Below are 21,256 nucleotides of genomic sequence, written 5' to 3' on the forward strand. Positions count from 1 at the left end.
ATAGCAATAATCTTTAACCCGCATCTTCATTAGAACATTCAATTTTCTTATCAAAAACACTACAAAAACTGGATATTTTGCCTTTTTATAACATAAAGAAAGCTTATTGAACTCATCTGTTTGTCTTTAATCGCTTTTTTTTGTGTGCAAATAGAAAGAAAAAATCAAATGAAAAAAATTGTACTATTTATTGCTTTACTTTTTTTCACCATTATTAAAGCACAGCAAAAAAACTGCTCTCCTATTGACTCATGTGCGCTAATTAAAGAAAGTATTTTATATAAGAAAAATGCACACGCTTCCTATTATCATGATAAATTTAATGGACGAAAAACAGCAAGTGGCAAAAGATTTAATAATAATAAACTCACTGCAGCGCATAAAAAATTTCCTTTTGGCACTATCCTAAAAATAACAAACGAAATAAATAAGAAATTTACAATTGTAGAAGTTACTGACAGAGGCCCTTTTGTAAAAGGACGAGAAATTGACCTCAGTAAAAGAGCATTTATGGAGATTGCTTCAAATAAAAAAAGCGGTTTAGTTTATGTTACAATTGAAATCTTAAAATAAGATTTTTTTCGAAACAAAAATAGATTCTTGTCTTTTTCCAGCTAGAATATCAACTAAATTATTCAAAAATCTTATTATAATTTTATTCATAACTAAAATTATTTTCCGCCAAGCACCCATGAAACCACGATTAAGCGAACTTTCACAAATGTTAACAAAATAGATTTTCAAAAACCATAAATAATTGTATTTTTACGGTTCAAAATTCAGAAAATAAATGGGCAAAATCATTGCTATTGCTAATCAAAAAGGAGGCGTTGGAAAGACTACTACATCAGTAAATCTTGCTGCCTCATTAGGTGTTTTAGAGAAAAAAGTATTGTTGATCGACGCAGATCCACAGGCCAATGCTACATCTGGTCTTGGAATTGACGTAGAAACAGTTGAAACTGGAACTTACCAAATACTTGAGCATACTGTAACACCAAAAGAAGCCGTTTTAAAATGTACAGCTCCAAATGTAGATGTGATACCAGCTCACATTGACCTTGTTGCTATCGAAATTGAATTGGTTGACAAAGAAAACCGTGAATACATGCTTAAAAAAGCATTGGAAGAAGCAAAAGAAGAATATGATTATATCATTATCGACTGTGCGCCTTCTTTAGGTTTGTTAACCTTGAATGCCTTAACAGCAGCAGATTCTGTAGTTATTCCTATTCAATGTGAATATTTTGCACTTGAGGGATTAGGAAAATTATTGAACACTATTAAGAGTATTCAAAAAATACACAATCCTGATTTAGACATTGAAGGTTTATTGCTAACAATGTACGATTCAAGATTACGTTTATCTAATCAAGTTGTAGAAGAGGTTCAAAAACACTTTAACGACATGGTTTTTGACACTGTAATTCAGCGAAATGTAAAATTAAGTGAAGCTCCGAGTTTTGGAGAAAGTATCATTAATTATGATGCTACAAGTAAAGGTGCTGTAAACTATATTCATTTAGCTCAAGAAATTATAAAGAAAAACAGTAAATAGTTTTTATGACAAAAGTAATTAAAAAACAAGCCTTAGGAAGAGGATTATCTGCACTATTAAAAGATCCAGAAAACGACATTAAATCAGTAGAAGACAAAAATGCTGATAAAGTTGTTGGAAACATCATTGAGCTTGAAATAAGTGCGATTGAAATAAATCCGTTTCAGCCTAGAAGCAATTTTAATGAAGAATCATTACGCGAATTAGCCACTTCAATCAAAGAACTTGGTGTAATTCAACCTATTACTGTTCGTAAATTAGATTTTAATAAATATCAATTAATCTCTGGAGAACGTCGTCTTCGTGCATCAAAATTAGTAGGCTTAACTCATGTTCCTGCCTATATTCGTATTGCAAATGACAACGAATCTTTGGTTATGGCTTTGGTTGAAAACATCCAGCGTCATGACTTAGATCCAATTGAGATTGCTTTATCATACCAGCGTTTAATTGACGAAATTCAATTAACTCAAGAACAAATGAGTGAAAGAGTTGGTAAAAAACGTTCTACAATTGCCAATTATTTACGTCTTTTAAAATTAGATCCGATTATCCAGACAGGTATTCGCGATGGTTTTATTAGCATGGGACATGGTAGAGCAATTATCAACATTGAAGATTTAGACGTTCAGACCGATATTTATCAAAAAATCGTTAGCCAAAATTTATCAGTTCGTGAGACAGAAGCTTTAGTTAAAAATTATCACGAAGGTTTACAGCCAAAAGCTGACGGAAAGCCAAAAGCTGATGCTGCATTCGTAGTTAGAGAAACTCAAAAAAACAGTTTTAACGATTATTTTGGCTCAAAAGTTGATATAAAAGTCGCTGGCAACGGAAAAGGAAAAATTACAATTCCATTTAATTCTGAAGCTGACTTTAACAGAATTATGAAATTAATAAACGGATAGTGAATAAAATTGTCCCCATTGGTCTATTGTTCTTTCTAACAGGAACCGTTTCTCTTTTTGCCCAAGCAAAAAAAGACACGGTTTTGGTCGTAAAAGACACTACTGCATTAGAAGAAATAGACCCGCTTACACCAGCAAAAGCAGCTTTCTATTCTGCTGTATTACCAGGTTTAGGTCAAGCATACAACAAAAAATATTGGAAAATTCCATTGGTTTACGGAGCAATTGGAACAAGTTTATATTTCTACATAGACAACAATAAAAAATACCACGATTATCGTGACGCCTACAAACGAAGATTAGAAGGCTATAATGATGATAAATATAAATATTTGGATGAAAGCCGACTTGTTGCTGGTCAAAAATTCTACCAGAGAAACAGAGACTTATCTGCCTTATTTGTTGTCGGATTTTATGTTTTAAACATTATTGATGCCAATGTTGACGCGGCTTTGATACAGTTTAACGTAAATGAAAGACTCTCAATGCGTCCAGAAATTTATCCTGCCGATGTAACATTTAAACCAAACGTCGGACTAACCTTTAATTATAAGTTTTAATAGATTGAATTCTATTTAAAAAATCAAAAAACAAATCATAATGAAAATTGCGCTTTTAGGATACGGAAAAATGGGCAAAGTAATCGAAAGAATTGCTTTGGAAAGAGGTCATGAAATAGTTTTAAGAAAAGATGAATTTAACACCTATGACGGACTTTCGACTGCTCATGTTGCCATCGATTTCAGTGTTCCTTCTGCAGCAGTGAGTAATATTTCTGCATCTTTTAATGCTAATGTGCCTGTAGTCTCAGGAACTACTGGATGGTTAGAACATTATGACGAAATGATTGCACTTTGTAATGAGACAAAAGGAGGATTTATTTCTAGTTCAAACTTCAGTTTAGGAGTAAATATTTTCTTTGGATTAAATGAATATTTAGCTAAAATCATGAAGCAATTCGATTCTTATAAAGTTTCGATGGAAGAAATTCACCACATTCATAAACTTGATGCTCCAAGTGGAACGGCAATTTCTTTAGCTCAAGGCGTTATTGAAAACAGCAATTACGCTAATTGGACTATGGAAGAAGCTAAAGCAAATGAAATCCAAATTGAAGCAAAAAGAATTGGAGAAGTACCTGGTACACACACAGTAAATTACGACTCTGCTATTGACAGCATCGAAATTAAACATACTGCTCATAACCGCGAAGGTTTTGCTCTTGGAGCTGTTATCGCTGCAGAATGGCTAGCAGGAAAACAGGGAATTTTCTCAATGAAAGATGTATTAAACTTACAATAAATTGACTTAAATTCAAGATTAATAAAAACTTGAATTTGAAACTTAAAATACAATATTATGACATTTTACTCTTGGTTCGTATTTTTCTTAGCCGTTCAAATTATTCATTTTCTAGGAACATGGAAATTATATCAGGCAGCAGGAAGAAAAAGTTGGGAAGCCGCAATTCCGGTATACAATTCTATCGTTTTAATGAAAATTATTGGACGCCCAACATGGTGGACATTACTGCTTTTTATTCCAATCATTAACTTGATTATGTTTCCAGTTATATGGGTAGAAACTTTAAGAACTTTTGGCAAAAAATCAACTTTAGACACTATTTTAGGTCTTTTTACTTTAGGTTTTTACATTTATGTTGTCAATTACACACAGAAATTAGAGTATAATAAAGACCGTAAATTAACTCCCGAAAATAAAACTGCAGATACGGTTAGCTCTTTATTATTTGCAATTATAGTAGCAACATTAGTACACACTTATGTTGTACAACCATACACAATTCCGACATCATCTTTAGAAAAATCTTTATTGATTGGTGATTTCTTATTTGTGAGTAAATTAAACTATGGGCCTAGAGTCCCAATGACCACGGTAGCTTTGCCAATGGTCCACGACTCTATTCCTTTAACCAAAACTAAATCCTATTTAAGCTGGCCACAATTACCGTATTTAAGACTTCCAGCCCTTCAAAAAATAAACCGTTGCGACATTGTCGTCTTCAACTGGCCGGTCGATACCGTTCATTACTTCTTTGAGCCAAAAGGAAGACCTGGTGTCATTAAACCAATTGATAAAAAATCAAATTACGTAAAAAGATGTGTTGGTATACCTGGAGACAGCTTATCAATAAAAGATGGTTACGTTTTTATTAACGGAAAAAAATTAGTTTTACCAGAAAGAGCAAAACCACAGTATTCATACGCTGTAGCTTTAGACGGAAAAACTCCAATTGACTTTGAAACGATCTTCAAAGAATTAGACATTACAGACCCAGCAGGTTTTAGAACCGAAAAAAGAGACACACTTTACTTGGGTTCATTAACTGAGGCTGGAGCAGAAAGATTCAAACATACTCCTGGAGTTACTGCTGTAATTAGAAAAATTGATACAGGAAATAACAATGATATTTTCCCTCATATCAACAAATGGAACCAAGATAACATGGGACCTATTTATATTCCTGAAGCTGGAAAAACAGTTGCATTAACAAATGAATCACTTCCTTTCTATAAAGAAATTATTACGAATTATGAAGGAAACACTTTAGAATTACAAGGTTCTAAATTCATTATTAATGGAAAACCTGCTACAACATATACCTTCAAACAAAACTATTACTGGATGATGGGAGACAACCGTCATAACTCAGAAGACAGCCGTTATTGGGGTTATGTTCCAGAAGATCATATCGTAGGTAAACCAGTATTCATTTGGATGAGCTGGGATACTAACGGAAAAGGAATTAACAAGATTCGCTGGAGCCGAGTATTTACAACTGTAGATGGCGAAGGTCAGCCTCAATCTTACTTTAAATATTTCTTGATACTTCTAGCTATTTATTTCGTAGGAGATTTTATCTGGAAAAAAAGGAGAGAAAATAAAGCATAATTAAAAAAACAAACAGTCAAACGTTTAAAAGTCTAAAGTCATAAAGTCAAGCCAAAAACTTACTTTATGACTTTTGACTTTTGACTTTAAAAACTTTAGACATACTATGAATTCCTTAATACTTCCAACTTATTTCCCATCTATCAGTCATTTTGCTGTTATAGCACAATCTGACAGTATTACTTTTGAAATGGAAGATAATTTCCAAAAACAGACCAATAGAAACAGAACTTATATCTATAGTCCAAACGGAATTCAATTATTAAATATCCCTGTTAAGCATTCTAAAGCTACGCATCAGAAGACAAAAGACATTTTGATCGAAAACGAATTTGATTGGCAGAAACAGCATTTTAAATCGCTTGAAGCGGCATATAGAAGCTCTCCTTTCTTCGAGTACTTTGAAGACGATATCGCTCCTATTTTCGAGAAAAAACACCAATTTTTGATGGATTTAAACTTCGAAGTTCTAGATGTTGTAACTAAATGTCTTCGAATGAAACTGGAATTTGGAAAAACCGCAGAATACTTTCATGAAGTAAATGATTTTAACGATTTCAGATATTTGGCAAATGGTAAAAAAGATGCTAATTCTTTTGAAAAATACACTCAGGTTTTTGATGACAAACATGGCTTCATTAATAATTTAAGTGTTTTGGATCTACTTTTTAACGAAGGAAAATTTGCAATGGATTATTTAAAAACACAGAAAATCGTATAAATTATGAATTGTAAGTTATGAGTTATGAATTCTCATATCTTTCTTAACTTATCACTTTCGATTAATTAATAAATCATTCCATTGACAATCTTGTCATAATCGGATAATGATCTGAATTTTCGAAATCAGGGAAGCTTTCAAATTGCTTTACTTTCATTTTATTGTCTGTAAAGATGTAGTCAATTCTTGCTGGATAATATTTAAATTTATAAGTAGCTCCAAAACCCTCTCCTGCTTCTTCAAAAGCATCTTTCAATTTTCCTTTGATGCTTCTATACACATAAGAAAACGGACTATTATTCATGTCTCCACAAATAATCATTGGAGTTTTGCAGTTTTTTATATGCTCTCTAAAAATCTCAGCTTGTTCTTGCTGTTGCTTAAACCCTTTGCTTATTCTGCCATAAATTCGCTGAGATTTCTTTTGGTTAACATTATCAATATCATCTGATATTTCACTTACATCAGGAGAAATTTTAATAGACTGCAAGTGCATATTATAAACACGAATAATATCTTTTCCACGCTTAATATCGGCATAAACTACATTATTGTCTGATTTTGGAAAAATAATTTTTCCTTCTTCAATAATTGGGAACTTAGAAAAAATAGCCTGTCCCGTTTTTATTTTTTTTCCATCGATAAAAATATAACGGTGCGGATATACTTTCAAATCTAAATGTGCCGAATTAGAATATTCTTGAATACACAAAATATCAGGGTCTTTTTCGTCTATAAAAGCTTTAATATTTGCTGGAATATCATCGCGATCAAGCCATTTAAAAACATTAAAAAGACGAACATTGTAACTCATAACAGAAAAATCTTTTTCGTCTTTCACATATTCTTTTGCAGAAAACTTATAGAACTTACTAATAAATGTAATACCTGTCAATAAAACTAAACCAGATAAAATAAGACGTTTTTTGAACTGAATTCCCCAATAGACGAAAAACAATATGTTGGCTACAAAAAAAGCGGGCATAAACAACGTAAGCACCGATAAAAGCGGAAAACTTTTAGGTGCTAAAAAGGGTAAAACATAGACGCTAAATGTAAGCACAGTTAGCACTATATTCAAAAAGAACATTATTTTATTAAACCAAGAAAGGTTTTTCATATTTAATTCTCCTACAAGTTTATTTTCCAGCTTTAAATAAAAACTCTTTTTCTTCTTTTGTCAGACAATCATATCCTGATTGACTAATTTTGTCTAAAATTTCATCAATCTGTTGCTGCGTTTTGTCTTTCGTAACAATTCTTGATGTTGTTTTTTCTGTAGGTTTTTTGTAATTTTTATGAACTTTTGTGAATGGGGTCGTAGGAGATTTTCTAAAAAGATTTACGAAGAAATCTAAGGTTTTAGAAACAATGATACTTAAATCGGTACCGTTCTGGAGTAATTTAATATATACAAATCCGAAGAAAGCACCTGCAAGATGCGAAATATGTCCGCCCATATTTCCTAAACGAAACTGCATTAAATCTAAGATTATAATAACAGCTGTTATGTGCCAAAGTTTTACATTTCCGAAGAGAAATAATCGCACATTCATTAAAGGAGAATAAGTTGTTGCTGCCACTAAAATAGCCATAATAGCCGCCGAGGCACCAACAATAGAACCGCTGATATTAGAAAAATAAAAACTTAGCGCAAAAGCTACTCCTGCAAAAAGAGCGCTTAAAAGATACAATCCTAAATATTGCTTTTGAGTAAAATAAGTCAAGAACAAGGTACTTGCAAAATTAAGCACCATCATATTAAATAACAGATGAAAAAATCCGTCGTGAAAGAACGCATACGTTAAAAAAGTCCAAGGTTTAAACATAAAAACCTGAGGATCTGACGACAAAGCCAGCCAATTTGGAAATGCAAACTGACCTACTGAAAATTGATAGAAAAAGATAAGTGATACAATAAAACATGCTACGTTCCAATACATAACTCGCATAGCAATACCACCCAATCTATACTGTAATTTTAAATCGTCTAGAATATTCATAAAAATTCTTCTATTTTAGAATTCGTACTTTAAAGTTAAAAATTAATTCCAACGGTTGTTATTAAACTGATTTTTTTTCCAGTACAGCATCATTAAAAAACCTGCAATTGCACCACCAACGTGTGCGAAATGTGCAATTCCAGTTCCTCCGCTTCCAAATAAAGAACTTCCTTTAAAACCTAAAAATAAATCAATTGCTAAAATTCCAGGTACAAAATATTTTGCCTTGATTGGAACAGGAATAAACATCAAAGCAAGCTGAGCATTTGGAAACATAAATGCAAAAGCAGTCAGCAAACCATAAATTGCTCCAGAAGCTCCCAAAACAGGCGATTGCACAATGAAACTTGTTTCTCTCAATATATTAAACTGCTCTTGATTACAATGTGCTTCGCTTAAAATATTCAAAACTTCGCCCTGAACCATTTTACCATTTGAATCAAAAAGAGATTGATAATCAGCATTTAATATTACGTGAAGATCCGATTTAGACAAATTCAAATTAGATACAGAATCTAAAAGAGAATGTATTTGCAAATAATTTACTCCCGTATGCAATAAAGCAGCTCCAAGTCCGCATGAAATATAGAAAAACAAGAATTTTTTTCCGCCCCAAAAATGCTCTAAAGCAGATCCAAAAGAAACCAATGCAAACATATTAAATAAAATATGCATGAAATTTGGCAATTGTGCATGCATAAACATATGCGTAATGATCTGCCAAATCCCAAAATTGTCGCTTTCAGGATAATACAGCATTAAATACTGATAGGAAACTGGCACTAACTGAGAGCCAATAAAAAAAATAATATTAATAATTAGCAGTTGTTTAACTACTGGAGTCATATTCATCATACGGCAAACTTTTTATCTATATCTTCAACACGCATCGTAATGAAGGTAGGTTTTTGAAAAGGTGAAATATTTGGATCTTTGCAGGCAAACAAACCGTTTACCAAATTATCTTGTTCTTTTTCGGTTAAATAAGATCCTGTTTTAACCGCTAAACTTTTAGCCATTGATTTGGCAATTGTATCGTTCTGACTGTAACTGTTGGCCGGAATTCCATCTTGCAAATCGCTCAATAATTGCTCAATTACCTGCGAAACTTCACTTTCTGTAATATTTACAGGGATTCCCGAAATTACAACATGATCGGTTTTACTTTCGTCAAAAACAAATCCAGTAGTTTCCAAAGAAGGTTTCAATTCTTCTATCAGTTTCATTTCTGACGCCGAATAAAACAAATCCAGAGGAAAAAGTAACTGCTGGCTCGAAGCTTGATTTACGGTCATGTTCAGTAAAAATTGTTCATACAAAATTCGCTGATGCGCACGCTGCTGATCCACAATAATCATTCCCGATTTTATTGGCGATACAATATATTTTTTATGTATTTGATAGGTTTTCTGCGTTGCTTGTTCTACTTCTTCATCATCAAACAAAGAAGAGGTTACTTCTTCATTTTCAAATGTAAAAGGCGAGCTTTCTATACTTTCAGGATTTTCTGTATCTAAACCAACGTATAAACTTTCCCAGCTTGCTGTAGGTTCTACCCTTTTAGAATATCCTGAAAATGACGATCCAGAAGATGACGATCCTGATGAAGACGAAAAAGAAGAACCAGAACTATATCCTGATGACCCCGAACCAGCTTTACTATAATGCTGATTGGTTTTATCATCAGTAAATGGATTAAAAGTTCCGTCTACTTGAATCGTTGGTACTTCTGCTTCTACATCTTTATAATGATATGGCGTATCTAAATTAGAATCTCTATCAAAATCTAAAACCGGCGCAACATTAAATTGTCCTAAGCTATGTTTTATAGAGGCTCTTAAAATGGCATATAATGCTTGCTCGTCATCAAATTTAATTTCCGTTTTAGTTGGGTGTATATTAATATCAATTGTGTTTGGCGGAACCTGCAAATACAAGAAATAACTTGGCTGAGAACCGTCTTTCAGTAATCCATCATATGCAGACATTACAGCGTGATGCAAGAAACTGCTTTTTATAAATCGATCGTTTACAAAAAAGAACTGCTCTCCTCTATTTTTCTTAGCAAATTCAGGTTTACATACAAAACCTTGAACATTTATAATTTCGGTATCTTCGTTTACAGGAACTAATTTTTCATTCGTTTTTCCAGACATAATACCAACAATTCGCTGGCGATATCCTGCTGCTGGAAGATTATACATCTCGCTTCCGTTATGATAAAAACTAAAATGAATATTAGGATGCGCTAATGCTACACGCTGAAACTCATCCATAACATGACGAAATTCAACCGTATCTGATTTTAAGAAATTACGGCGAGCAGGAATATTAAAAAACAAGTTTTTAACCGCAAATGAAGTCCCTTTTGGCAAAACAGCCACTTCTTGCGAAACAAATTTACTTCCTTCAATTACAATATGTGTACCTAGTTCGTCTTGGTCCTGTTTCGTTTTCATTTCCATGTGTGCAATCGCTGCAATAGAAGCCAAAGCCTCTCCACGAAAACCTTTTGTACCAAGAGAAAATAAATCTTCTGCCTGACGAATTTTTGAAGTGGCGTGACGCGCAAAACACAAACGTGCATCTGTAACTGTCATTCCAACTCCGTTATCAATAACTTGGACTAATGATTTGCCCGCATCTTTAATAATTAATTTAATATCAGTTGCCTTCGCATCTACAGCATTTTCTAACAATTCTTTTACGACTGAAGCTGGTCTTTGAACCACCTCTCCAGCAGCAATTTGGTTAGCAACGTGATCAGGAAGCAATTGAATAATACTCGACATTAAGCAAAAATAAGTTTAAAAGTTAGATTAGGTTTTTGCAAACCAAGAAGTACAAATTTAGTAAATTTTGATTGGCTTTTAGAATAAGAACAATCATAAAAAAAACAAAAAACCTATACCGTTATTACACAGTATAGGTTTTAATATTTTTTAAAACAAATGTGCTTATTCGTTTTCTATTTTCTTCGGAGAATCTTCAATTTGAATTGCTCCAGAAGTTAATAATGGCTGATTAAAAACGTGAGCTATTGAAGCTTGCTGACGAATATAAGCCATTTTAATTGCTGCAATCGCCGCTTCAGTTCCTTTGTTTCCGTGAACTCCTCCACTTCTATCAATTGACTGTTGCATATTATTATCTGTTAAAACACAGAAAATAACTGGAACATCAGTTTGAACATTCAAATCTTTAATTCCTTGTGTAACGCCTTCACAAACAAAATCAAAATGTTTAGTTTCTCCTTGAATTACACATCCAATTACAATAACCGCATCAACATTTTGTGTTTGAAGCATTTTTTTAGCTCCGTAGATCAACTCAAAACTTCCTGGAACATTCCAACGGATAATTTGTTGAGCAGGAACATCGCAATCAACCAAAGCGTCAAAAGCACCATTATAAAGTCCTTCTGTTATAGTATCATTCCATTCAGAAACAACAATCCCAAACCGAAAGTCTTTCGCATTTGGGATTGTGTTTTTATCGTATTCTGATAGATTTTTATTTTCAGTAGCCATCTGTACTATTTTTGTTATTAAATTTCAGACTGCTAAAATACGAATCTAAAATCTAAAAACTGAACTCAAATAGTATAATTATTGTGCTAATCCGATCAAAGCATCAACAGATGCAGCTTCTGGAGTACTGTCGTAATTATCTTTAATGTCATTAAAGTATTTCAAAGCATCTTCTTTTTGCCCTAAAGCCAAAGCAGTTTTTCCAGCTTTTAATAAGAAACGAGGCGTTGTAAAATCGTTTTTGTTAGACTCAGCAGCTTTTACATAAAAATCTAAAGCTTCTTTTTGCTGATTTTTTTGAGAATAAGCATCTCCTGTAGCACCTTTAGCTAATGCACTCAAGATTACATCTTCAGATTTAAATTCACCTAAATATTTAATTGCCTCATCAAATTTACCAGTATTCAAGTAAGCGATACCAGCATAGTAGTTTGCTAAATTTCCAGCATCAGTTCCAGAATATTCGTCAGCGATTTTGATAAATCCGAATTTACCTTCTGAACCGTTTAATGATAATTTGAATAATGAATCGCTAGAAACACCGTTTACAGCTTTTTCAAAGTTTTGTTGCGCAACAAACATTTCACTTGCAGCCTCTTCTTGTTTAGGAGTTGCAATAAATTTTTGATAAGCCAAATATCCAATTGTAGCAACTGCGATACCAGCAACTAAACCAATAATGATTTTTTGATTTTTAGCCACCCAATCCTCAGTTCTTGAAGCCGTTTCATCTAATTTTGAGAAAACTCCAGCTGTTGTGCTGTCTTTTTCGTCAATAACTACTTGTTGCTCTTCAGTAACCACTTCTTTTACTTCCTTTTCTTTTGGTGTCTTATATCCTCTTTTATTGTAAGTTGCCATTTAAAATTTATTTAGTGAACGGCAAAAATAAAATTTTTATTGAAAATGACGTAAAAAATTTCAATTTTATCACTATTTTAAAAGAAATATTTTCTTTTGTGATTTGTACTTTCGCGGAAGCGCTAAAATAAATTGGCTGAGAATCGCCCTAAAGCCAATTATATCGATAATTTTCGGTAATTTGCAGCCTCAAATTTTTACTGTTCAAAAACGGTGAATTTTACACTTGGAGTCCCTAAAAATGCATTTAAACAAAATCTCATTATTCAATTATAAGAACTTTTCTGAAGCAAGTTTTGATTTTGACATCAAAATCAACTGTTTTGTGGGTAAAAATGGCATTGGAAAAACCAATGTGCTCGATGCTATTTACCATTTAGCTTACGGAAAAAGTTATTTTAATCCGCTTGCTGTACAAAATATCAAACACGGTGAAGAATTTTTTGTAATTGATGCCGAACTCGAAAAAAATGAGAGAACAGAACAGATTGTTTGCAGTTTAAAAAAAGGGCAAAAAAAGGTTTTAAAGCGAAACGGAAAACCTTACGATAAATTTTCAGATCATATTGGGTTTATTCCGCTTGTAATTATTTCGCCAGCCGATCGCGATTTGATTATTGAAGGAAGTGAAACACGTCGTAAATTTATGGACAGCGTGATTTCGCAATTAGACGCGACTTATCTGCACGAATTAATACAATACCAAAAGGTAATTACGCAACGAAATGCACTTTTAAAATATTTTGCTCTCAATCATGTCTTTGACAACGATACCTTATCTATATATAACGAACAACTGCAAGGCTACGGAAAATCGATTTTTGAAAAACGAAAAGATTTCTTAGAGCAGTTTATACCTATATTTAATAGACATCATCAAGCAATTACAGGATCTGAAGAAAGTGTGCAGTTGGTTTACGAAAGCCATTTATTCGAAAAAGATCTTTTGACACTTTTACAGGAAAACATCAATAAAGACAGAGCGTTGCATTACACAACCGTTGGAACTCATAAAGATGATTTGTCTTTTGAAATTGATTCACATCCGATAAAAAAATTCGGATCGCAAGGACAGCAGAAATCTTTTCTGATTGCTTTAAAATTGGCACAATTTGAATTCTTGAAAAAACAAAGTGGTGTAAAACCTATTCTTTTATTTGATGATATTTTTGACAAACTAGACGAAACGCGTGTTGCTAAAATCATAGAAATGGTAAACAGCGAGACGTTTGGACAACTTTTCATCTCAGATACTCATCCCGAAAGAACCGAAGCGATTGTAAAATCAACACATCAGACTTATAAGATATTTAATTTGTAAAGTTTTTTTGCCACAGATTGCAAGGATTAAAATGATTCAATCTGTGTAAATCTTTTAATCTGTGTCTAAATAAGAAAACAAATTAGTGTAAATTCGTGCAATTAGTGGCAAACTAAAAAAACGGATTAGAAAAAAAGTAACTGCAATCAAAAAACACAGAATATGTTAGCGAAAGAATCATTGCAATTTTTAGACGATTTAAAAAAGAATAATAACCGTGAATGGTTTCAAGAAAATAAAAAACGATACGAAGTTTTCAAAAAAGATTATCATCAATTGGTAAGCGATTTTCTAGATGCAATGAAACCGCTTGATCCTTCACTAGAATTATTGGAAGTAAAAAATTGCACTTTCAGAATTAATCGTGACATTCGATTCTCAAAAGACAAATCTCCATACAAAGCGCATTTAGGAATCTGGATGTCTGGCGGAACAAAAGGTTTAAACCGCGCAGGATATTATGTACATATTGAGAAAGGAGCAAGTTTTATTGCCGGCGGATTTTATTCTCCCGAATCTGAAGATTTGAAAAAAGTCCGTAAAGAAATTGCTTTTTTCTACGATGATTTACAGGAAATCTTAAATGACAAAAACTTCAAAAAAGAGTTTGGAAGTTTAGATATAAACGAGAACAATTCCCTAAAAAGCATGCCTCGCGGTTACGAAAAAGACCATCCAGCAATTGAGTTTTTGAAACTGAAAAGTTTTACGGCAACTCAAAAATATGACATCTCCGAAGTTACTCAGAAAGACTTTGTAAAAAAGATAAGCCAGAAATTGATTGCTCTAAAACCTTTAAACGAATTTATAAACCGAGCTTTAGACACTGAAGAATTCTAGAAAAAGATAAAACGCCACGAATTTCACGAATTGACACGAATTAATTAGTGAAAATTTGTGAAATTCGCGGCGACAAAAACTCATTTACTGAATGAAAAGGAAAATACTTTTTCTTGGAGAATCTTATCGCGCCGATGCTATCACTTGGATGAAAGGCCTCAAAGAATTTGGCGATTTTGAAATTGTCACTTGGGAACTTCAAACATCTAACAATCATAGATTCAAGCGTATTTTAGAGTATTTCTTCTCTCCTCTTTCTATTCGAAAAATCATTAAAAAAGAAAAACCAGATATGGTTATTGCAGAAAGAACAACCAGTTATGGTTTTCTTGCGGCATTATCTGGATCTAAAACTATTGCCATCGCACAGCAAGGCCGAACCGATTTATGGCCTGAGGAATCTAAATTATACCCTTTTAAAAAATTCATTCAGAAATATGCTTTCAAAAAAGCGCATTTAATTCATGCCTGGGGACCAGTTATGGCAATTCACATGAAAGCAAGTGGCGTTGACATGAATAAAGTTTTAATACTTCCAAAAGGAATTGATTTATCGCTTTTTAGTCCATCCACAAACAATTCAAATAAAATTGAAGCTATTGTAACGCGTTCTTTAATGCCTGAATATCGACACGATTGTATATTAAAAGTATTTGGAATTTTACATCAAAAAGGAATTGACTTTTCTTTGACAATTGTTGGCGACGGAACAAGATTGCAGTATTTAAAAGATTTATCTAAAGAACTTCAAATCGAAAATAAAGTAATTTTTACAGGAAGAATCCCGAATACAGAACTTCCAAAATTACTACAACAATCGAATATTTATATCAGCATGCCAATTACCGAAGGTGTTTCTGCATCTTTGTTTGAGGCAATGGCCTCTAATTGTTTTCCAGTTGTTTCAGACATTCCCGGAAACCAAAGTTGGATTACGCATCGAGAAAATGGTCAATTAATTACAATTGATAATATCGAAATGCTGGCCGAAGAATTAATTTGGTCTTTTGAAAATTCTGAATCTCGAAATCAGGCTATTATTCGAAATAGAAAATTTGTGGAAGAAAATGCTAATTATGACATCAATATGAAAGTTATCGCTGATCGATATCATAAATTGATTGATTCTAGAAAATAATTTAACCGCAAAGTTCGCTAAGATCTGCGCAAAGAACACAAAGCTTAGCGCTCCTTGCGCAAACTTTGTGTCTTTGCGGTAAAAACTACATCGTAACTTTTATTAAAACTCAACGACATATTACCAAAACAAATTGTCTAATTTAATTCTTTAGTAATATGAGCAATAGAAGAAACTGGTTAAAACAAATAGGTTTAGTTGCAGTTGGATTAGGCCTCTGCCAATTTGAAACATTCGCAAATACTCCATCAGAAACTTATATAATTCCAGATTTAGACCAATCGCCCATATTATTACGATCAAATGAAAATCCTTACGGCCCTTCTCCACTTGCTCGCGCTGCCATGCAAAAAAGCATAAATAATAGTAATCGATATGGCTGGAATCTTTCAGACGAATTAATTGCACTTATTGCTACAAAAAACAATGTTTCAAACCAGAATATTTTACTTGGCGCTGGCTCAACAGAAATTCTAGACTTGGTTCTTCAATATACTGCTTTACAAAAAGGCAATTTTATACTCGCCGAAACAACCTTTAATTATTGGACATTTCCTTCTGAGAAATTAGGGTTAAAAAAAATCACAGTTCCGCTAACTGCTGATAAAAAACATGATTTAACTGCAATGCTAAAAGCAATTGATTCTGATACAAAAATGATCTATATCTGTAATCCCAATAATCCGACAGGAACAATTTGCGATTATGAGCAACTAGTTTCTTTTGTAAAAGAAGCTTCTAAAAAAGCAATTGTTTTTGTAGACGAAGCATATCTTGATTTCACAAAAGAAAAATCATTAAGTAATCTTGTAATCGAAAATAAAAACTTAATCGTTACAAAAACTTTTTCAAAAATGTACGGTCTAGCCGGTGCCCGTATAGGCTACGCTGTTGCATCTTCGTCAACAATTGAAGAACTTAGCATTTTAAAATCTTCTCCTAATTTGTCTGTTAGTGTGGTATCTACAGCTGCGGCGATAGCATCGCTAAATGACGATAAATTTATTCAACAAGTACACACGGCAAATGAAGAAGTAAAAAAATATACTATCGACCAGCTTACCAAACTAAATTTAACATGCATTCCTTCGCACGCAAACTTTATTTATTTTTCTTTAGACAATTATAAAAAAGATTTTTTCAAGCAATTAGAAGCCCATAATATACAAGGAACAAAAATCTACGAAGAAAACGGAAAATGGACTAGAATTACTATTGGCACAATGAAAGAAATGCAGCGATTTATTGAAGCCATAAAGTAAAATTTTGAAAAAAGTCTTTTTACAGAAAATCTACTCAAATAAATTATAATCGTTACTTTTGATCTCAGAATTTTTCCGAAGTTTCGGAACTTAAAAAGCCTTTTATTTATGGAAATCCAATCCAATTTTTCTTTAAAAAAATATAATACTTTCGGCATTGAAGCCAGTGCTAAACAATTTGTTGCGGTTCATTCTATTGATGAATTAAAAACAGTTTTAGCAGAAAACAAAAACGAGAAAAAATTCATTTTGGGCGGCGGAAGCAATATGCTTTTGACAAAAGATATTGAGGCGCTGGTTATTCATATCGATTTAAAAGGAAAAAAAATCACAAAAGAAGACGAGGATTTTGTTTGGGTCGAAAGTCAAGCAGGAGAAACTTGGCACGATTTCGTTCTTTGGACAATAGACAACAATTTTGGCGGATTAGAAAATATGTCACTAATTCCTGGAAATGTCGGCACAACTCCAGTGCAAAATATTGGCGCTTATGGAACGGAAATTAAAGACACTTTTGTTTCTTGTGAAGCCATGAATATTGCAACTCAGGAAATAAAAACTTTTGAGAACGCCGAATGTAATTTTGGCTACCGCGAAAGTATTTTCAAACATGAAGCTAAAGACCAATATATCATTACTTCGGTTATTTTTAAACTGACCAAACGCAATCATAAAATCAATACATCTTACGGAGATATTTTGGCTGAATTGGCTAAAAACAACATTACAGAACCAACCTTAAAAGATGTAAGTAATGCTGTAATCGCTATTAGACAAAGTAAATTGCCAGATCCAAAAGAATTAGGAAATAGTGGAAGTTTCTTTAAAAATCCGATTTTATTGAAATCTGATTTTGAAAAAATACACCAAAAATTCCCAGAAATGAAATTTTACGAAGTTTCAGAAACAGAAGTAAAAGTTCCTGCAGGATGGCTAATTGAGCAAACGGGTTTTAAAGGAAAACGTTTTGGCGATGCTGGAGTTCATAAAAATCAAGCTTTAGTTTTGGTAAATTACGGAAACGCGACAGGTCAAGAAATTTTAGCGGTTTCGAAAGAAGTCCAGAAAACGGTTTTTGAAACTTTCGGCATTCAGATCGAGGCGGAAGTTAATGTGATTTAAATATAATCTTCATTTTTTAAATCTTTAATGAAAAAACTAAACATAGGAATTCTTTTAGTTCAATTTCTAGGAATGATTTTCCTAATTAATGGCATTTTTCAGTTGCGTTTATTTACTGTTGCAGAAAAAGTCATTTGCATGAAAAATCAATTTCAGTTTCAAAAATCCGAAAATTGGAACAGACTATTCCCTACAAATGAAGATGTTTCCAATTTCTGGCCAAGTGTTTTTATATGGATCTTTTTTGCTCTTTTAATGGGCATTTTCTACGTTGCATTTCTTAACTGGAAACGTAAACTTTCTTCTATAAACACTATTTTGCTTGCAATCGCCTTGTATGTTCTTTTAAGATTAAAGTTTTTTAGAAAAGAAATATTTTCACTTCTTTTTAGACCAATCAGAGTAATGCTTTCAGATGATTTTGCCATACAATGCTTAATCGAAGGAATTGTTTTTACGATCATTGGACTTTTCCTTATTTATTTTAGCGTAAATTCAAAATTGTTTAATTTAGATAAAGAAGTTGCTGAAAATTAAACATAAAAATTTATTTGTAAATCTTTCTTAAACCACAAATAATGTACACACCTGACCTATATAAAAACGAAAATCCTGGAGAAATTAGAGCTTTTTTAAAAGAAAACAGCTTTGGAATTCTAGTTAATCAGACTAACGGGAAGTTGTGCGCAACTCATATTCCGATAGAATTAGAATTAAATTCTGATGGAAAGGAAATTTTACAAGGGCATATTTCAAAACTGAATCCACAAGCAGAAGGTTTTGCAGCAAACGATCAGGTTCTAGCTATTTTTACAGGACCACACAGTTATATTTCATCGTCTTGGTATGATCACGAAAATGTTCCAACATGGAATTACATAGCCGTACATGTTTACGGAAAAATCAAGATTGTAGATTATGAAACTTCTGTAGAACAACTGAAAAAACTTGTAGACAAATACGAAGCGAATTCTAAGAACCCTATTCGTGTTGAAGATTTATCTGAAAAAACTATGCGGGAAGCCCGTGGAATTTTTGGTTTTGAAATCGAAATTGAAGAAATTCAAGCTACAAAAAAACTGTCCCAAAACCGCGATGATCACAATTACAAAAATATAATTTCGGAACTGGAAAAAACCGAAAACCCTCAGTCTATTGCTGTTGCAAAAGAAATGTCAAAATGCCGAAAGTAAATCGGTTTTGGTTATTGAATTTAGCGAATTGATAAGTACATTTGCAGTCGCAGAACGTGAAATTAATAGAACCAAATAAATCAGATGCTTATATACATATTTTACTTTTTTATTGCTATTGTCGTAGTTCAATTATTTTATTATTTAGGAGTTTTTGGAAAATTTGCTTTTGCCAAACCTCAACATGTGAAACCTAAAAATCTTCCGGTTTCTGTAATTGTATGCGCTAAAAACGAAGAGGAGAATGTAAAAAAATACATTCCGCTTTTAGCACAGCAAGATTATCCAGATTTCGAAGTTGTTCTAATTGACGACGCATCTAGCGATGAAACTCTTGAAGTTTTTGAAGAATTTGAAAAAGAATTCTCTAATATCCGTTTGGTTAAAGTCGAAAACAATGAGGCTTTTTGGGGAAATAAAAAATACGCTTTAACGCTTGGAATAAAAGCAGCAAAGAAAGATTATTTACTTTTTACAGATGCAGATTGTTTCCCAAATTCTAAAGATTGGATTTCTTCCATGTCTTCTCATTTTACTATGAACAAAACTATCGTTTTGGGTTATGGTGGCTATGAGAAAGTAGAGCGTTCGTTTTTAAACAAAATTATTCGTTTTGAAACTGTTTTAACAGCAATGCAATATTTTTCTTGGGCAAAAATGGGACTTCCATACATGGGAGTCGGCAGAAATCTTGCTTATAAAAAAGAAGAATTTTTTAATGTAAATGGTTTTATTGACCATATTCAGATTCGTTCTGGCGATGACGATTTGTTCATTAACCAAGCGGCGAATAAAACAAATACCACTATTTCTTATACACCTGAAAGTTTTACATATTCAAGACCTAAGACAACTTATAAGGAATGGTTTACTCAAAAAAGAAGACATGTTTCTACTGCAGAACATTACAAGTTTTTTGACAAAATGCAGTTAGGTTTGTTCTTTCTTTCGCAATTATTTTTCTTTTTGTCAGTTATAATATTGTTAGCGTTTCAATTTCAATGGATCGCCGTATTAGCAATTTTAGCAACACGTTACACTGTTGTATGGACAGTAATCGGATTTTCAGCAGGAAAACTAAAAGAAAAAGATATTAAAATTTGGTTTCCAGTTGTTGAGATAGCGCTTATATTAACGCAAATTAATATCTTTATAACTAATATCTTTTCAAAACCAGTATATTGGAAATAAATTCTAAAATAGAAAAAGCAAAAAAAGGCGATCAGATCGCCTTTACTTTTTTATTAGATCATTATTGGAATGAGGTGTATTCGTTTATGCTCAAACGAACCGAAAATGAAACCACCGCAGAAGATATTACCATAGAAACATTCTCTAAAGCTTTTGACAAAATAGCTTCTTATAATCCAGAATTTCAGTTTAACACCTGGCTTATTGCAATTGCAAAAAATGTCTATATTGATTTACTTCGAAAAAAGAAAACCAATCTTTTTATAGAAATCACAGACAACGAAGACCAACAGGCATACAACATTGCCGACCCTACTCCATCTGCAGAAGATGCTTTAATTAAAGAACAGAATCTCTCTCGTCTGCTCTTATGCATCAAAGAACTTAAACCACATTATCAAGAAGTAATTCAGCTTCGTTATTTCCAAGAAATGTCTTATCAGGAAATTGCTGCTAAGATTGACGAACCTTTAAGTAGCGTCAAAGTAAAACTTTTACGTGCTAAAAAATTATTAGCAGAAATCATTGAACGTAACAGATAATTTATTATCTTTAATCAAAGAATAAACAATTCTTACCTTTATTCTTAAAATAAACACATTTTCACAACATTAAAACTACAACTTCTACGTTGTTAGCTCAACCCTAAACCTTTTCTGCGTATGATTTAAAGTTACTTAACCTTAAAACCCAAA

The 21,256-nt window shown here is 32.6% G+C and carries 22 protein-coding genes; 16 read left to right on the top strand and 6 right to left on the bottom strand.

Going from position 1 to position 21,256, the window contains the following annotated elements; genetic code table 11:
* Positions 1 to 168: 168 nt before the first annotated feature.
* The 7 genes from AC1Q5Z_RS21105 to AC1Q5Z_RS21135 all read left to right on the top strand — a co-directional run bounded on the left by AC1Q5Z_RS21105 (position 169) and on the right by AC1Q5Z_RS21135 (position 6,100).
* Positions 169 to 573 (top strand): septal ring lytic transglycosylase RlpA family protein, encoded by a 405-nt coding sequence (locus AC1Q5Z_RS21105; protein WP_492446707.1) that lies wholly within the window; start codon positions 169 to 171, stop codon positions 571 to 573.
* A 217-nt stretch (positions 574 to 790) separates the two neighbouring features.
* On the top strand, positions 791 to 1,558 hold the full coding sequence (locus tag AC1Q5Z_RS21110) for a ParA family protein (RefSeq protein ID WP_008464569.1): 768 nt from the start codon (positions 791 to 793) through the stop codon (positions 1,556 to 1,558).
* A gap of 5 nt (positions 1,559 to 1,563) precedes the next feature.
* Complete coding sequence (locus tag AC1Q5Z_RS21115; RefSeq protein ID WP_095929441.1) at positions 1,564 to 2,466, top strand: ParB/RepB/Spo0J family partition protein; 903 nt, start codon at positions 1,564 to 1,566, stop codon at positions 2,464 to 2,466.
* On the top strand, positions 2,466 to 3,026 hold the full coding sequence (locus tag AC1Q5Z_RS21120; protein WP_198858376.1) for a DUF5683 domain-containing protein: 561 nt from the start codon (positions 2,466 to 2,468) through the stop codon (positions 3,024 to 3,026). Before AC1Q5Z_RS21115 ends, AC1Q5Z_RS21120 begins: the two co-directional genes overlap by 1 nt.
* Before the next feature lie 40 nt (positions 3,027 to 3,066).
* Positions 3,067 to 3,768 carry a 4-hydroxy-tetrahydrodipicolinate reductase gene (gene dapB, locus AC1Q5Z_RS21125; RefSeq protein WP_492446710.1) on the top strand — a complete coding sequence of 234 codons (702 nt, stop codon included), beginning with the start codon at positions 3,067 to 3,069 and terminating at the stop codon, positions 3,766 to 3,768.
* 57 nt (positions 3,769 to 3,825) lie between these two features.
* Complete coding sequence (lepB, locus tag AC1Q5Z_RS21130) at positions 3,826 to 5,379, top strand: signal peptidase I (RefSeq protein ID WP_198858378.1); 1,554 nt, start codon at positions 3,826 to 3,828, stop codon at positions 5,377 to 5,379.
* Between the two features lie 106 nt (positions 5,380 to 5,485).
* Positions 5,486 to 6,100: a WbqC family protein gene (locus tag AC1Q5Z_RS21135; RefSeq protein ID WP_198858379.1), complete on the top strand. Its 615-nt coding sequence runs from the start codon at positions 5,486 to 5,488 to the stop codon at positions 6,098 to 6,100.
* A gap of 73 nt (positions 6,101 to 6,173) precedes the next feature.
* On the opposite strand, the gene AC1Q5Z_RS21140 is transcribed toward AC1Q5Z_RS21135, so the two are convergent.
* The 6 genes from AC1Q5Z_RS21140 to AC1Q5Z_RS21165 form a co-directional block, all read right to left on the bottom strand.
* On the bottom strand, positions 6,174 to 7,220 hold the full coding sequence (locus tag AC1Q5Z_RS21140; protein WP_198858380.1) for an endonuclease/exonuclease/phosphatase family protein: 1,047 nt from the start codon (positions 7,218 to 7,220) through the stop codon (positions 6,174 to 6,176).
* Positions 7,221 to 7,239: 19 nt separating this feature from the next.
* A complete protein-coding gene (locus tag AC1Q5Z_RS21145) occupies positions 7,240 to 8,103 on the bottom strand; it encodes a rhomboid family intramembrane serine protease (protein ID WP_286965910.1) in 864 nt (287 codons plus the stop codon).
* Positions 8,104 to 8,145: 42 nt separating this feature from the next.
* On the bottom strand, positions 8,146 to 8,958 hold the full coding sequence (locus AC1Q5Z_RS21150; RefSeq protein WP_492446713.1) for a rhomboid family intramembrane serine protease: 813 nt from the start codon (positions 8,956 to 8,958) through the stop codon (positions 8,146 to 8,148).
* Positions 8,955 to 10,895: a DNA mismatch repair endonuclease MutL gene (gene mutL, locus AC1Q5Z_RS21155; protein WP_492446714.1), complete on the bottom strand. Its 1,941-nt coding sequence runs from the start codon at positions 10,893 to 10,895 to the stop codon at positions 8,955 to 8,957. Before mutL ends, AC1Q5Z_RS21150 begins: the two co-directional genes overlap by 4 nt.
* A gap of 165 nt (positions 10,896 to 11,060) precedes the next feature.
* Positions 11,061 to 11,633, bottom strand: a complete 573-nt coding sequence (ribH, locus tag AC1Q5Z_RS21160; RefSeq protein WP_278020500.1) for a 6,7-dimethyl-8-ribityllumazine synthase — start codon at positions 11,631 to 11,633, stop codon at positions 11,061 to 11,063.
* A gap of 78 nt (positions 11,634 to 11,711) precedes the next feature.
* Entirely contained in the window at positions 11,712 to 12,494 is a 783-nt protein-coding gene (locus tag AC1Q5Z_RS21165) for a tetratricopeptide repeat protein (protein ID WP_286965903.1), read from the bottom strand.
* Between the two features lie 241 nt (positions 12,495 to 12,735).
* Between AC1Q5Z_RS21165 and recF the strand changes: the two genes are divergently transcribed.
* From recF to AC1Q5Z_RS21210, 9 genes are all read left to right on the top strand, one after another.
* Positions 12,736 to 13,815 carry a DNA replication/repair protein RecF gene (gene recF / locus AC1Q5Z_RS21170; protein ID WP_343588414.1) on the top strand — a complete coding sequence of 360 codons (1,080 nt, stop codon included), beginning with the start codon at positions 12,736 to 12,738 and terminating at the stop codon, positions 13,813 to 13,815.
* Between the two features lie 162 nt (positions 13,816 to 13,977).
* Positions 13,978 to 14,655 carry a DUF2461 domain-containing protein gene (locus AC1Q5Z_RS21175; protein ID WP_198858387.1) on the top strand — a complete coding sequence of 226 codons (678 nt, stop codon included), beginning with the start codon at positions 13,978 to 13,980 and terminating at the stop codon, positions 14,653 to 14,655.
* A 91-nt stretch (positions 14,656 to 14,746) separates the two neighbouring features.
* The gene (locus tag AC1Q5Z_RS21180; RefSeq protein ID WP_492446716.1) at positions 14,747 to 15,793 is read left to right on the top strand and encodes a glycosyltransferase; all 1,047 of its coding nucleotides are present in this window, start codon (positions 14,747 to 14,749) and stop codon (positions 15,791 to 15,793) included.
* 158 nt (positions 15,794 to 15,951) lie between these two features.
* On the top strand, positions 15,952 to 17,055 hold the full coding sequence (locus AC1Q5Z_RS21185; protein WP_492446718.1) for a pyridoxal phosphate-dependent aminotransferase: 1,104 nt from the start codon (positions 15,952 to 15,954) through the stop codon (positions 17,053 to 17,055).
* Between the two features lie 108 nt (positions 17,056 to 17,163).
* Positions 17,164 to 18,177 carry a UDP-N-acetylmuramate dehydrogenase gene (murB, locus tag AC1Q5Z_RS21190; protein ID WP_492446720.1) on the top strand — a complete coding sequence of 338 codons (1,014 nt, stop codon included), beginning with the start codon at positions 17,164 to 17,166 and terminating at the stop codon, positions 18,175 to 18,177.
* Between the two features lie 27 nt (positions 18,178 to 18,204).
* A complete protein-coding gene (locus AC1Q5Z_RS21195; RefSeq protein ID WP_343588409.1) occupies positions 18,205 to 18,714 on the top strand; it encodes a hypothetical protein in 510 nt (169 codons plus the stop codon).
* Between the two features lie 41 nt (positions 18,715 to 18,755).
* On the top strand, positions 18,756 to 19,370 hold the full coding sequence (locus tag AC1Q5Z_RS21200; protein ID WP_492446722.1) for an FMN-binding negative transcriptional regulator: 615 nt from the start codon (positions 18,756 to 18,758) through the stop codon (positions 19,368 to 19,370).
* Positions 19,371 to 19,454: 84 nt separating this feature from the next.
* Complete coding sequence (locus tag AC1Q5Z_RS21205; RefSeq protein ID WP_198858393.1) at positions 19,455 to 20,561, top strand: glycosyltransferase; 1,107 nt, start codon at positions 19,455 to 19,457, stop codon at positions 20,559 to 20,561.
* Complete coding sequence (locus AC1Q5Z_RS21210) at positions 20,552 to 21,103, top strand: RNA polymerase sigma factor (RefSeq protein ID WP_066033644.1); 552 nt, start codon at positions 20,552 to 20,554, stop codon at positions 21,101 to 21,103. Before AC1Q5Z_RS21205 ends, AC1Q5Z_RS21210 begins: the two co-directional genes overlap by 10 nt.
* The last annotated feature ends 153 nt before the right edge of the window (positions 21,104 to 21,256 follow it).

The sequence above is a fragment of the Flavobacterium sp. GW823-FHT06G12 genome (genome assembly GCF_058794775.1).